The organism is Marinomonas alcarazii (genome assembly GCF_003208215.1).
GTDB lineage: Bacteria > Pseudomonadota > Gammaproteobacteria > Pseudomonadales > Marinomonadaceae > Marinomonas > Marinomonas alcarazii.
Map to the genome: position 1 here is coordinate 1 of NZ_QKLW01000005.1, position 13,001 is coordinate 13,001.

Annotated in this window: 13 protein-coding genes; 1 reads left to right on the forward strand and 12 read right to left on the reverse strand. The window is 46.4% G+C overall.

Annotated elements, in window-relative coordinates; translation table 11 throughout:
• Positions 1 to 220: 220 nt before the first annotated feature.
• The 11 genes from DFP75_RS11250 to urtA form a co-directional block, all read right to left on the reverse strand.
• On the reverse strand, positions 221 to 898 hold the full coding sequence (locus DFP75_RS11250; protein ID WP_181417022.1) for an urease accessory protein UreF: 678 nt from the start codon (positions 896 to 898) through the stop codon (positions 221 to 223).
• Entirely contained in the window at positions 879 to 1,322 is a 444-nt protein-coding gene (gene ureE / locus DFP75_RS11255; protein WP_110575682.1) for an urease accessory protein UreE, read from the reverse strand. The genes DFP75_RS11250 and ureE overlap by 20 nt, the downstream gene beginning before the upstream one ends.
• 24 nt (positions 1,323 to 1,346) lie before the next feature.
• A complete protein-coding gene (gene ureC, locus DFP75_RS11260) occupies positions 1,347 to 3,053 on the reverse strand; it encodes an urease subunit alpha (protein ID WP_110575684.1) in 1,707 nt (568 codons plus the stop codon).
• On the reverse strand, positions 3,053 to 3,370 hold the full coding sequence (locus DFP75_RS11265; protein ID WP_110575686.1) for an urease subunit beta: 318 nt from the start codon (positions 3,368 to 3,370) through the stop codon (positions 3,053 to 3,055). The genes ureC and DFP75_RS11265 overlap by 1 nt, the downstream gene beginning before the upstream one ends.
• Positions 3,371 to 3,385: 15 nt before the next feature.
• Positions 3,386 to 3,688 (reverse strand): urease subunit gamma, encoded by a 303-nt coding sequence (locus tag DFP75_RS11270; RefSeq protein ID WP_110575688.1) that lies wholly within the window; start codon positions 3,686 to 3,688, stop codon positions 3,386 to 3,388.
• An 86-nt stretch (positions 3,689 to 3,774) separates the two neighbouring features.
• Positions 3,775 to 4,695: an urease accessory protein UreD gene (locus DFP75_RS11275; protein WP_110576131.1), complete on the reverse strand. Its 921-nt coding sequence runs from the start codon at positions 4,693 to 4,695 to the stop codon at positions 3,775 to 3,777.
• Positions 4,696 to 4,748: 53 nt separating this feature from the next.
• Entirely contained in the window at positions 4,749 to 5,468 is a 720-nt protein-coding gene (gene urtE / locus DFP75_RS11280; protein ID WP_110575690.1) for an urea ABC transporter ATP-binding subunit UrtE, read from the reverse strand.
• Positions 5,465 to 6,316, reverse strand: coding sequence for an urea ABC transporter ATP-binding protein UrtD (gene urtD, locus DFP75_RS11285; protein ID WP_110575692.1), 852 nt, complete (start codon positions 6,314 to 6,316; stop codon positions 5,465 to 5,467). Before urtD ends, urtE begins: the two co-directional genes overlap by 4 nt.
• A complete protein-coding gene (gene urtC, locus DFP75_RS11290) occupies positions 6,313 to 7,446 on the reverse strand; it encodes an urea ABC transporter permease subunit UrtC (protein WP_110575694.1) in 1,134 nt (377 codons plus the stop codon). Before urtC ends, urtD begins: the two co-directional genes overlap by 4 nt.
• Positions 7,443 to 8,930 (reverse strand): urea ABC transporter permease subunit UrtB, encoded by a 1,488-nt coding sequence (gene urtB / locus DFP75_RS11295; RefSeq protein WP_425451219.1) that lies wholly within the window; start codon positions 8,928 to 8,930, stop codon positions 7,443 to 7,445. The genes urtC and urtB overlap by 4 nt, the downstream gene beginning before the upstream one ends.
• Positions 8,931 to 9,185: 255 nt before the next feature.
• Entirely contained in the window at positions 9,186 to 10,469 is a 1,284-nt protein-coding gene (gene urtA, locus DFP75_RS11300) for an urea ABC transporter substrate-binding protein (protein ID WP_110575696.1), read from the reverse strand.
• Positions 10,470 to 11,099: 630 nt separating this feature from the next.
• Here urtA and DFP75_RS11310 point away from each other — a divergent pair.
• Positions 11,100 to 12,440 (forward strand): Na+/H+ antiporter family protein, encoded by a 1,341-nt coding sequence (locus tag DFP75_RS11310; protein ID WP_110576135.1) that lies wholly within the window; start codon positions 11,100 to 11,102, stop codon positions 12,438 to 12,440.
• A gap of 12 nt (positions 12,441 to 12,452) precedes the next feature.
• Here DFP75_RS11310 and DFP75_RS11315 read toward each other — a convergent pair whose 3' ends face one another.
• Positions 12,453 to 12,926 carry a GNAT family N-acetyltransferase gene (locus tag DFP75_RS11315; protein WP_110575698.1) on the reverse strand — a complete coding sequence of 158 codons (474 nt, stop codon included), beginning with the start codon at positions 12,924 to 12,926 and terminating at the stop codon, positions 12,453 to 12,455.
• Positions 12,927 to 13,001: the final 75 nt, after the last annotated feature.

The window sequence follows — 13,001 nt, forward strand, 5'->3', positions numbered from 1 at the left end:
GAATAAATACAAAAGCCCTTAGCTCCTCCCCCTGCCAAGGGGGAGGTTGGGAGGGGGTCAAAAAGCCCTAAAACCCCACCCTAGCTCTCCCCTTCATAAGGGGAGGGAATAAATACAAAAGCCCTTAGCTCCTCCCCCTGCCAAGGGGGAGGTTGGGAGGGGGTCAAAAAGCCCTAAAACCCCACCCTAGCTCTCCCCTTCCCTTCATAAGAGGAGGGAATTAAGAGCGAAACAGCCGCGAGTATTGTGTTTCATGCTGAGCACTGGCAATGGCGATGGCAGGTAACCCAGCGCCAATGCGGTCTTCTTCAACGGTTAAAGACATGGCAATGGCCTGTCGAATGTCTGTCTGTAATTCACCTAACAACTCTTGTGCTTGAGTTTGCCCAAGGGGAACCAATTTGGTCGCGGCGGCGATTTGATTTTCTAACCAAGACCAAGCAAAACCCAACGACGCAAGATCAGATTTCAAATTCCAATGACTCGCGGCAATGGCAAACAAGGTGACAAAACTCATTTCATCTAAACGCTTAAATGGTGTGTCTATTTGCAAGCTACCCAACAAGCGAAACAAAGCTTCACCCATGGCAGTGTCGTTTAAACGCAGTTCTTTGGTTTCTCGGCACGCAAGGATCAAATCATTCAGTTCGATTAAGCGTTCAGTATCCTGTTGTTTAGCTGCTGCCATGCAACGCTGCAAGACGGGCAAATCGACCCTCGCTACAGACTGTTGTAGTTGCAAACCGATCCAAGCGGACACTTCCGCTTTATTTTTCACCCAGCCTTGGTCGATGGCATATTCCATACCTTGTGAAAAGGCAAAACCGCCCACAGGTAAGCCGACGCTGCTTAATTGCAAAAGCCGCAATAAGCTGATGTCAGTGGTGACTATGTCCATGACTATAAGCTCCAGATTCTGGGACAAACACGGCTTCTTCATGAGTGACGATCAAACCAAGCATGTGCAACATGTCTTCTAAAACGTGATCAGGTTTAATGCGTAGCCAACGTTCGCCAATTTGGATTTTGGTGTGACGGTTGCCCAAGTGATAACAGGCTTTGGAAAAAGCTTCCCAATCGTCACAGCTGGCATGGGCAACGTCTTCTACTGCGCCAGTCACTTGAACGATCTTGCCGCATTCGGACTTTAAAAACTCTCCGACTAACAGTGGCTTACCACGCTCAAGGAAAACGCGAACCTCTTCCTTGTTATCGCCCACCAACTTTAAACGCCCACGATCACGCTGTTCATGAGTTAAGGTCACTGTGGTGTGGACTGGATCGTGACAATGAGTGCCTAATCTTTCGTAAATATCTAGCATGGTATGTTCCTAAAATAAACTTCCCTAAAAGAGAGTGTAAAGCTGAGCCAAGGGCAAGACTTCCGCTGGCTCGCAAGTTAATAATTCACCATCGGCACGTACTTCATAGGTTTGCGGATCAACGGTAATATTTGGTAGCCAATCGTTGTGAATCATGTCGAGTTTGGAAATATTGCGCGTATTTTTACAGGCCACCAAAGTACGATCCAAACCAAGACTTTCCTTCAAGCCATTATTCAATGCCGCCTGAGAAACAAAGGTCACAGACGTTGCGGCTGCCGCCTTACCGAACGAACCGAACATAGGACGATAATGCACTGGCTGTGGCGTCGGAATAGAGGCATTTGGGTCGCCCATTGGCGCGCTGGCAATCATGCCCCCCTTAATAATCATCGAAGGCTTCACCGCAAAAAAAGCGGGTTTCCATAAAACTAAATCCGCCATTTTCCCTGGCTCAATCGAGCCCACTTCATGGCTAATACCATGGGCTATCGCTGGGTTGATGGTGTACTTGGCGATGTAACGACGAGCACGGAAATTGTCCGCGCCAAGCTCTTGATCTTCTGGCAATAAGCCAAACTGCTGCTTCATCTTGTGAGCCGTTTGCCATGTACGAGTCACGACTTCGCCTACTCGACCCATAGCTTGGGAATCAGACGAAATCATACTGAAGGCACCACGATCATGCAGAATATCTTCCGCGGCAATGGTTTCTTTGCGAATACGCGAATCGGCAAAGGCCACGTCTTCTGGAATATTGCTGTCCAAATGATGGCAAACCATCAGCATGTCTAAATGCTCGTCTACCGTGTTGCGCGTATAAGGGCGCGTTGGATTGGTCGACGATGGCAAAACATTTGGATTACCCGCCGCACGAATAATATCCGGCGCATGACCGCCGCCCGCGCCTTCGGTATGGTAGGTGTGAATTACGCGATCTTTAAAGGCATCAATGGTGCTATCGACAAAGCCCGATTCATTCAAGGTGTCGGTGTGAATCGCCACTTGTACGTCGTATTTTTCCGCGACACTCAAACAACAATCAATCGACGCTGGCGTGGTTCCCCAATCTTCGTGCAATTTCAGACCACAAGCGCCCGCTTCTAGCTGTTCTTCTAAGGCTTCTGGCAGACTGGCGTTACCTTTGCCCAAAAAGCCCAAATTCATCGGCATGCTGTCGGTGGCTTGTAACATCTTGCCAAGATACCAAGGCCCAGGTGTACAAGTGGTCGCTTTGGTTCCTGTTGCAGGCCCTGTGCCGCCGCCAATCATGGTGGTGACGCCAGAGGTCAAAGCTTCTTCAATTTGTTGCGGACAAATAAAATGAATGTGCGCATCGATGCCACCCGCAGTCAAAATCGAACCTTCGCCAGCGATAACTTCGGTGCCCGGTCCAACCACAATATCAACGTTATCTTGCACGTCTGGATTGCCGGCTTTACCGACTTTAAAAATACGGCCTTCTTTAATGCCAACGTCGCCTTTCACAATGCCCCAATGATCTAACACCAAGGCATTGGTAATCACTAAATCCACGGCTACGTCATTGGTCACTTGGCTTTGCCCCATGCCGTCGCGGATAACCTTGCCGCCGCCGAATTTCACTTCGTCGCCATACACGGTGAAATCTTTTTCCACCTGAATCCAAATATCGGTATCGCCTAAACGCACGCGGTCGCCCGTGGTTGGGCCGAACATTTGCGCGTAACTTTGTCTGTCCATCGTCGCCATTATTCTGCTCCTGCCAATGTGCCCATGACGTCACCACGGAAGCCATAAATGGTTTTCGTGCCCGCGTATTCGACCAATTCCACTTCACGGCCTTGGCCGGGCTCAAATCGCACTGCGGTGCCAGAAGCAATATTCAAGCGAAAGCCTTTAGTCACGGTGCGATCAAAAGACAAAGCAGGATTCACCTCATAAAAATGATAATGGGAGCCAATTTGCACAGGACGATCGCCGGTATTTTCGACACGAATCTTCACCGTCTTACGGCCTACATTGAGTTCAATGTCTCCTACGGCTACCTGAATTTCACCTGGAATCATGAGACTTCTCCTTCCCTAATTTATAGGATTATGAACGGTGACAAGTTTCGTCCCATCTGGGAATGTGGCTTCAACTTGTACTTCATGGATCAACTCCACCACACCGTCCATTACTTGTTCGGCACTCAATAAGGTTTTGCCATAGGCCATTAATTCCGCCACCGTTTTACCATCGCGAGCACCCTCAATAATTTCCATAGTGATGTACGCCATGGCTTCGGGATAATTCAATTTAAGGCCGCGATTCAAACGTCGTTCGGCTAGTAAGGCAGCGGTAAATACCAACAGCTTGTCTTTTTCTCTTGGGAGGAGTTCCATTTTTATGCTCCGTTACTTATCTTTATGATTGTTTTCGTTGAACCAAAAAAGAGCGTACGCACCTTTTTAGGTCGACCGCGCTTTTTTTAGGTCGACCAGATCCTCGGTTCATTGGATTTTTTGTTGATTAATGCCGGGCGAATATCTCGCCAACACTGAATAAATAGCTGTTTTACTTGTTCTGAATCATCGTGAAGGCTGCGAACTAAGATGTACTCACCTACCATGCTTACGCCACTTAGTGACCCATGTTGGGTACAATGCTGACGTAAAGAATCGATCAAATCGTCCTGATTGGCTGAATCAAACGGCCCAGCGATCATCAAACCATTGATTGGCTTGCTATCTAGTCCGGCTTTGGCGCTAAAAATAGCTCGGCTGCTATCGTCTATCACCAAGCGCTCTCGCACTTTAAGACGACCGTTCTGGCGAATCTGAAAACCTTGCTCTGCGTGGCCTTCGCCAAAATTTTCTTGGTTGGCTGGCAGGCCAAAACAAGTAATTTCCCAACCGATAAATTTGGCGTTATCCGCAAGATCAATGCAGTTTTCAAGACGAGTGTGGGCATTCGGATAAAGAATGGTTTCTTGAGGTAACCATTCCATTAAGCTGTTTTCAGCTACGTTCAACTGGGTAATTTGATGTTGTAGGGTTTTATCTTTACGAGCACGATAAACACGCCCAGCCCCAGGAGTAGTGATTAAAACGTGAGTATTTTCGGCTAAATTTGCCGTAATCGTGAGGCGATCACCCGACACCAAACCGCCCGGTGGATGCAATAAATATACGTGTGCCGTGTCTCGACCTTCAGGATAAAAGGGCTTTTGCACGTACAAAGGCCCTTTGTGATCACAGGTTTTCAACACGGTACCGCGAGTGGTTTGACAAAAGCCTAAGGTCAGAAACGCATGCCAGTGTGAAGCTTCCCCCGTCACTGACATGTTTGTTTCTGGCAACGGCTTTATGTCGTATTGTTCTGCCAAAGCAAGATTATGTTTATTATTCATGGATGCCCTATAAGCGTCTTTCGCGTGGCTGCTGATTCCACCTAATGCAAAAATCACACCGCCAAATACTGCTTTATCAAAGTATCATTAAGGTTTTCCATTTTATCCGCCGCCACAATGCGCCCCTTTTCCATCAGGCGAAATTCTTTCCCTACACGGCGAGCGAAGCCAAGCTTTTGCTCTACCAAGATAACGGTTAAGCCTTCTTCTTCGTTCAACTTTAAAATCACATCGCCAATCTGTTTAACAATGTTGGGCTGAATGCCTTCGTTTGGCTCATCCAAAATCAAAACTTTTGGTTCTAATACCAAGGCCCGACCAATGGCAAGCTGCTGTTGCTGCCCGCCAGATAAATCACCACCGCGACGATGCAACATATCTTTCAGCACTGGAAAAAGTTCGAAGATTTTGTCTGGGATATCTTTTGGATTATCGTTTAGAGTGCCTTTTGTGCGCTTGCCACGCACAGGCAAACCAATACGTAGATTTTCTTCCACTGTGAGCATAGGGAAAATGTCTCGTCCTTGAGGAACGTAACCAATACCTGAGTAAGCGCGCTTTTCGGCACTTTGCTTGTTTAGGGTTTCGCCTTCCATGGTGATCTCGCCACTTTGGATCGGTAATAATCCCATAATAGCTTTTAGCAAAGTGGTTTTACCCACACCGTTGCGGCCCATGATGCAAGTAATCGAACCGGGGACGATTTCTAAATCCAAGCCCCAAAGAATCTGCGTGCCGCCGTAAAGTTGATCAACCTTGTTAATTGAAATCATGCCTGTTCTCCTGCCGCTGCTTCTTCACCAAGGTATACCTCAATCACGTCTTTGTTACTTTGAATCTGATCCATCGTGCCTTCGGCCAACACAGAACCTTGATGCAATACCGTTACCGTGCGAGCAATACTGCGCACAAACTCCATGTCGTGTTCAACCACAATCACAGTTCGCTCACCCGCTAGAGACGTGAGCAGCTCAGCCGTACGCTCGGTCTCTTGTGCAGTCATACCCGCCACAGGCTCATCGATCAATAACAGCCTTGGTTCAGCAACCAGCAACATACCAATTTCTAACCATTGTTTTTGACCGTGAGACAAAGCACCCGCCAACATGAATCTATGCTTAGCCAAACCTATGGTTTTTAATACCTCATCAATGTGGTCGATTTGTGTCGGTGTTAAACGCGAGAACAAGGTCGGCAAGACGCGCTTGTCCGTTTTAAGCGACAACTCTAAATTGTCGAACACGGTTTGCTCTTCAAACACGGTTGGCTTTTGGAATTTACGACCAATACCAAGCTGAGCAATTTCAGCTTCGTCTTTATTCAATAAGTTGTGATTCTGCCCAAAGAACACTGTGCCGGAATCACACTGAGTTTTGCCGGTAATCACATCCATCAAGGTGGTTTTGCCCGCACCATTGGCACCAATCAAACAACGTAATTCGCCATCGTTCACATAAAGGTTGAGATTATTTAAAGCCTTAAAGCCATCGAAGCTCAGATTCAAACCTTCTACATACAGAATCACCTGATTGTCGACATTAACAGCGGCTTGTTCTGGCGCCAGAAAAGGCCAAACCTGATCACGGCGGAAAAATTCACGCGTACTATCTAAAGTGCTCATGCTTGCGACTCCTTATTCATAACTGTATTTCGCTTGGCCTTTAGCTGCCCATACAACCCCATCAAACCTTTTGGTAAATACAATGTCACCAGCACAAACATGGCGCCCAAGGCGAACAGCCAAGCATCCGGCATAATCGCGGTAAAACGGGTTTTCGCGTAATTCACCAACAAGGCACCAATAACCGCACCAATCAAGGTGCCACGACCACCCACGGCTACCCAAATCACCATTTCGATAGAGTTAATTGGAGAAAATTCACCTGGGTTGATAATGCCCACTTGCGGCACATACAAGGCGCCTGCAATGCCAGCAATGACAGCGGAATAAACAAACAACCACACCTTATATCTATCAGTGCGATAACCAATAAAACGTGAGCGAGATTCCGAATCACGAATCGCCAACACCACCTTGCCAAGACGAGAGGACAAGATCTTCTGGCTGACCACGAAGATCACTGCCAGTAGAATCGCTGTGATCAAAAACAGAGCAACGCGGGTGCTGTCAGCTTGTAAGTTAAAACCAAGAATTTCTTTGAAATCGGTCAAACCATTGTTGCCGCCAAAGCCCATTTCGTTGCGGAAGAACGCCAACAACAAGGCATAAGTTAAGGCTTGCGTCATGATGGATAAATACACGCCAGTCACGCGAGAACGGAACGCCAACCAACCAAACACAAAAGCCAACAAACCAGGCACCAGCACTGCCATTAACATAGCGAACCAAAACTGATCCATACCAAGCCAAAACCATGGCAATTCTTTCCAATCCAAAAACACCATAAAGTCAGGCAACAAAGGGTTACCGTAAACCCCGCGATCACCGATTTGGCGCATCAAATACATGCCCATCGCGTAACCACCCAAGGCGAAAAATGCCCCGTGCCCTAAACTTAAAATGCCGCAATAGCCCCAAATAATATCCACCGCTAACGCCAACATGGCGTAGCACAAATACTTACCCAAAAGCGTGATGGTGTAAGTGCTGACATAGAAGATAGAGTCGGCGGGTAAAAATAGATTCGCTGCCGAAGCCAGAATCGTCACACTCAATAAAATCACCACAAATGGCAGAGTGTGTTTGCCAGTCGAGCGTCCTTCAGAAAACCAAGCTGTAAGACGTGTCATTCTGCCGCCCTCCCTTTTTGTGGAAAGAGTCCCTTAGGACGTTTTTGAATAAAGAGAATAATAAACACCAACACCAAAATAGCCGCGAGAACCGCACCAGTGGTTGGCTCAAGAAATTTCGTCGCTATGCCCAAAGTGAAGGCTGCAACTAAAGTACCCAACAAGTTACCCACGCCGCCGAACACCACCACCATGAAGGAATCGATAATGTAAGACTGACCCAAGTTTGGTCCAACGTTGGTTAACTGGCTCAAGGCAACACCCGCAATACCAGCGATACCAGAACCCAGGCCGAAGGTCATCGCATCGACCCAATTGGTTTTCACACCCATGGCTTTTGCCATATTGCGATTTTGCGAGACTGCACGAACATTTAGTCCTAGAGAGGTTTTCTTCAGTACAATCACCAAGACGATGAACACCAACAAGGCAAAGGCTAAAATATACAAACGGTTTAGCGTTAAAGATAAAACGGGGTTAATTTCCCAAGAGCCGCTCATCCAGCTGGGAGTTGATACCTGACGGTTTAGAGGAGAGAAAATAGTTCGTACCAATTGCTGCAAAATCAAACTGATACCAAAGGTAGCGAGCAAGGTTTCTAATGGACGCCCATGCAAACGGCAAATCACTAAACGCTCGATCAATACGCCCATCAAGCCAGACACCAAAAAGGCCGCTGGGATCGCTACCCAAATTGAATAATCGATGTAATTCGGCATGATCAGCTGCACTACATAAGTTGTGTAAGCGCCTAACATAATCATTTCGCCGTGAGCCATATTGATAACGCCCATCACGCCAAAAGTAATCGCCAGACCAATAGACGCCAACAATAAGACCGAGCCAAGGCTCAAGCCAAAGAACAACTGATCGACAAAAGCAAAACGATTAACTCGTTGTGCTATTTTTTCTAACGCGACATTTGCTGCATCCACTACAGCAGCGCTGTCGTCGCGGGTAAGTCGATTCAGCAGGTTTCGCACATCGCTTTCTAAGCTAGTCGACATTTTTTCAATTGCCGCAATTCGATTAGAAGGTGCCAACTGGGTCTGTGATGCTGTACTCATAGCCAGTGCTAATCCCATGACATCTTTTACTTTTTTATTCGGTTCGTTCGGATAAAGACCTTCTAAGACCTCAACCGTGTCGTCATCTAATTTAGATAAAAGCTCTCTAACTGCTCTTTCACGCACACTAGGTGACTTTGCGGTTAGTTGAATTCGAGCCATGGCGTTGCGCAAATAGCCACGTAATTTGTTGTTTACTCGAATTTTACCCACATCTCCTTTCTGAAGGTCAGATCGAACTTGTTGAGTAAATACGTCTTTATAAACCGTTTGACCATCCACATCGAACTGACCAACAACCTGACCTTCCGCTTCGATATAATACAAATTGCCCTCTAGTAATGTACGAAAAAGGGGCAAAATACTGTCGTCGGATGCTGCTTCAATTCGGACTAGAATTGGCTCTACGTCTTTCATTTTGGCTTCACCCAACTCCACTAAAAGAGGGTCTAAAGACGTCGACTCGGCTCCAGAGCTTGGAAGGGATAAAAGCCCAAAAAGACAGCAGCAGAGTGCAATGCAATGTCTCAAGGTAATACGTCTCAAGGTAGTACTCCATGTATAGGAAGGTTTCGGAAACAGAGCGTAACTGAAGGAAAAAGGACTCCCTGACTAGACAAGCAATTTAGCCCCTAGACAGAGAGTCGAGGTTACCCCTGGGAATGGGTCAAATTAATAGTTCTGACCAGAGCACGTCTTAGTTTTGGTGTTGTAGTTACCGCACTTGATCGGCGCCGTCCAATCTGAAATCAGATCCTTAGAACCAGGTAAGAAGTCAGACCACGCATCACCCGCCACCACGCCATCGGTTTCCCAAACCACTTCAAACTGACCGTCGTCTTGGATCTCGCCAATCAGCACAGGCTTACTCAAGTGGTGGTTTTTATTCATCACCGCAACACCACCGGTTAGGTTTGGTGTTGTTTGACCTATCATGGCTTGCTCAACCGCATCAACATCCGTTGTACCTGCTTTCGTTACCGCGTTAGCCCACATTTTGAAACCGATGTAAGTCGCTTCCATTGGGTCGTTGGTTACACGATCAGAGTTTTTAGTGTAGGCATGCCACGCTTTGATAAATTCTTCGTTTTCTGGTGTTTCAACACTTTGGAAGTAGTTCCAAGCCGCCAAATGACCAACCAATGGTTTTGTATCTAAACCAGAAAGCTCTTCTTCCCCAACAGAGAAAGCCACTACAGGGATGTCTTCAGAAGAAATACCTTGGTTACCCAATTCTTTGTAGAAAGGCACGTTGGCATCACCATTGATGGTAGAAACCACTGCGGTTTTCATACCTTCACTACCGAATTTTTTGATGTCAGAGACAATAGATTGCCAATCCGAATGACCAAATGGCGTGTAGTTGATCATGATGTCTTTTTCAGCAACGCCTTTGCCTTTTAGGTAGGCTTCAAGAATTTTGTTCGTAGTACGTGGGTAAACGTAGTCGGTTCCAGCTAGCACAAAACGCTCTACACCCAACTCGTTCATCAAATAATCCACAGCAGGAATCGCCTGCTGGTTTGGCGCAGCCCCTGTGTAGAAAACGTTTTTAGACGACTCTTCGCCTTCGTACTGAACTGGATAGAACATCAAACCGTTCAATTCTTCCAATACAGGCAACACCGATTTACGAGAAACCGATGTCCAACTACCAAAAATCACATCCACTTTATCTTTGGTTAATAACTCACGACCTTTCTCTGCAAACAATGGCCAGTTTGATGCTGGGTCGACCACCACAGCTTCGATCTTCTTACCTAGCAAACCACCCTTTTTGTTTTGCTCATCCACCATCATCAAGACAGTGTCTTTTAGCGTGGTTTCAGAAATTGCCATGGTGCCAGACAAGGAGTGCAACACACCGACCTTGATTGTGTCTGCTGCCAGCGAAGGAAGCGCAATAAGCGTTGCACCAGAGAGCACAATCGCAGAAGTAAGCGTTTTGATTTTCATAGTTGGAGCCGTCCTATTGTGATTTATAATATTTTTGAGTCTTCGGATGAGTTTTTTAGAACCTCAAATCCGTAGAGCCAGTATTAAAAAATCACCAATAGAAAGGTATGCGCGAAATGACTTACAGGTATACGTCATTTGACGTATAGGGCGCTTTGGTGCTTTTCCGTGGCCGAAATGCCATTCACCGAGTCACGCCAACACAAGGCGATACCACACGTATGTTGGCAGTTCTCGCCTATAATTCACAACCTGGCATTACCCTATCAGAAGCAGCAAGCAAGACCTTTTATGGTCGGGTAAATTAATAGGCGTACGCTGTTTTCTGCCCACTTTTAGTGCCTCTCTATCCAGCAGAGGCATTTTCAATATTTTTCTTCGATAAAGCGTTTACAGTCAACCGATTAGAAATTAAATTAGTCGCGTTATTTTGCTGTGAATAGGTTTTTGCTCAATTCTTCTGCCGTGCTAACGGCGCTGCCTATCTCTTCTCCCCAAATACAAAATGTGGATACTATGAACGAAAACGTTGTGAATGTGCCTAATAAGCCACCATTCAAGGTGATCGCTATTGCCTGTGTGGTTTGTCTAATATTAGGTTTTGGAATTCTAAATCCTGGAAGTTTGCCAATTAACTCTGTTGTGTTGGCGATTGGTCTAATGATCTTTCTGTGCGTTGTGCGTGTTCCCGTTACTATTGCTTTGATCGCATCCGCTTTAGTGGGTGGTTTGCACAGTGGTCTTTCTACTCAAGAAGCGATTGCGGCGATCAATGATAATTTGTTGGTCGGCTCACAAGTTGGTATGACCTATATTATGGTTGGTGCGCTTGCGGTTGCTCTTGCTCGCAGTGGTTTGCTGGATTTGCTGGCTAGAAAGCTGGTGAGCATGTTGGGTAATGAAGATACAAAACACCAAACTAAGGTGAAGTGGCTGCTTTATGGGATTTTCATGGTGGCGTCGATTTTGTCACAAAATGCGGTGCCGGTTCATATTGCCTTCATTCCAGTAATGATTCCTCCTCTGTTGGTAATTTTTAATAAGTTACGTATCGACCGCCGCGCCATTGCCTGTGTATTGGCGTGTTCTATTAGCTCAAGCTATTTGTTATTACCAACAGGCTTTGGCGCTATCTTCCTAAATGAAATCCTACTAGCAAACGTCAATGACGTTGGCTCAGCCTATGGTCTGGCAGTAACGGCAGATATGGTGCCCAAGGCAATGTTTTTGCCAGTAATGGGGATTCTTGCGGGTATGTTGGTAGCGGTGTTTTTCTCGTACCGCAAGCCACGCGACTACACAACGAATGATGTTGCCTTAGAACATCTTGAAAAAACCAAAGACACGGTAATCAAGCCATTTCAACTGATAATGACGCTGATTGCGGTTGCAGTCACCTTGGCATTTCAAATCACGTTTGATTCATTGCTTGTCGGCGCCATGATTGGCTTTATGATTTTATCTCTTGCTGGTATTTTCCGTTGGGATCAGCAAGATGATGTTTTCACGCAAGGCATGCGTATGATGGTGCAGATTGCTGTGATTATTACCATAGCGTCTGGCTTTGCTGGCGTTTTAGAGGCGACTGGAGAAATCAAACCTTTGGTACAAGCATCGGCTGAACTGATCGGCGATCACAAGGCACTGGCCGCTGCGATTATGTTGATTGTTGGCTTATTCATTACCATAGGTTTTGGTGACTCCTTTGCCAGTGTGCCGATTCTTGCGCCCATTTATATTCCCCTTGCTCTGACGCTAGGCTTTTCGCCAATGGCGGCGGTTGCCTTGTTAGGCGCTTCTGCAGCATTGGGTGACGCGGGTTCGCCAGCTTCAACTATTACGCTTGGCGCAACCTCTGGCCTGAATGCGGATGGTCAACATGACCACGTGCGCGATTCAGTGATTCCAACCTTTATGCACGCAAACTTTGGCATGGTTATCTTTGCTTGGGTTGCCGCAATGGTGCTATAAAAACCGAATCATTCAAACCAACGCCTTTACCATAATGTGCTGTGGGCCAGCGGCTCCACCATGATAAAGGCTGTTGGTGTCTTCAAATCCGCCTTTTAAATAAAGCGCTTTGGCAATCGGGTTTTGACAATTAACGGTTAGATAAATTTGGCTATAATTGGCGTAGGCTTCACGAAGGTAAGTTGGTAGCGCCAAAATGGCCTGTTTTGCATAACCTTTGCCTTGATGTTCTTTGCTGATGAAGAAGCTTCGCAGGCCAATTGAATGGGACTGGCTAGCAAAATCATGAGTTTTCGAATAGTTCGTATCAATAAGAAAGAAGCCAACCATTTGTTCCTCTGCGAAAATAACGTGAGGACGAATTTGTGCATTGGCGTTTTTTAGAATGTCATCGATTGTGCCAACAAACTGCTTCTGTTCTTCCACAACACTCAGTGTAATGACGTCTGCTAAGTGTTTTGTGGTCATCTTTTCAATAATAACCATGCCCTTTCCTTCTAATTCTTTTCTTTTTTAGCCTGTTGTATTTATTCCATTAGCCCAAATTATAATCGGCTATCC

What these genes read in the sequence shown, in the direction of transcription:
- DFP75_RS11275 (WP_110576131.1), bottom strand. Translation starts at nt 4,695, where the DNA reads ATGAATAATAAACATAATCTTGCTTTGGCAGAACAATACGACATAAAG.
- ureC (WP_110575684.1), bottom strand. Translation starts at nt 3,053, where the DNA reads ATGGCGACGATGGACAGACAAAGTTACGCGCAAATGTTCGGCCCAACC.
- ureE (WP_110575682.1), bottom strand. Translation starts at nt 1,322, where the DNA reads ATGCTAGATATTTACGAAAGATTAGGCACTCATTGTCACGATCCAGTC.
- DFP75_RS11270 (WP_110575688.1), bottom strand. Translation starts at nt 3,688, where the DNA reads ATGGAACTCCTCCCAAGAGAAAAAGACAAGCTGTTGGTATTTACCGCT.
- urtC (WP_110575694.1), bottom strand. Translation starts at nt 7,446, where the DNA reads ATGACACGTCTTACAGCTTGGTTTTCTGAAGGACGCTCGACTGGCAAA.
- urtD (WP_110575692.1), bottom strand. Translation starts at nt 6,316, where the DNA reads ATGAGCACTTTAGATAGTACGCGTGAATTTTTCCGCCGTGATCAGGTT.
- urtE (WP_110575690.1), bottom strand. Translation starts at nt 5,468, where the DNA reads ATGATTTCAATTAACAAGGTTGATCAACTTTACGGCGGCACGCAGATT.
- urtA (WP_110575696.1), bottom strand. Translation starts at nt 10,469, where the DNA reads ATGAAAATCAAAACGCTTACTTCTGCGATTGTGCTCTCTGGTGCAACG.
- DFP75_RS11315 (WP_110575698.1), bottom strand. Translation starts at nt 12,926, where the DNA reads ATGGTTATTATTGAAAAGATGACCACAAAACACTTAGCAGACGTCATT.
- urtB (WP_425451219.1), bottom strand. Translation starts at nt 8,930, where the DNA reads ATGAAAGACGTAGAGCCAATTCTAGTCCGAATTGAAGCAGCATCCGAC.
- DFP75_RS11265 (WP_110575686.1), bottom strand. Translation starts at nt 3,370, where the DNA reads ATGATTCCAGGTGAAATTCAGGTAGCCGTAGGAGACATTGAACTCAAT.
- DFP75_RS11250 (WP_181417022.1), bottom strand. Translation starts at nt 898, where the DNA reads ATGGACATAGTCACCACTGACATCAGCTTATTGCGGCTTTTGCAATTA.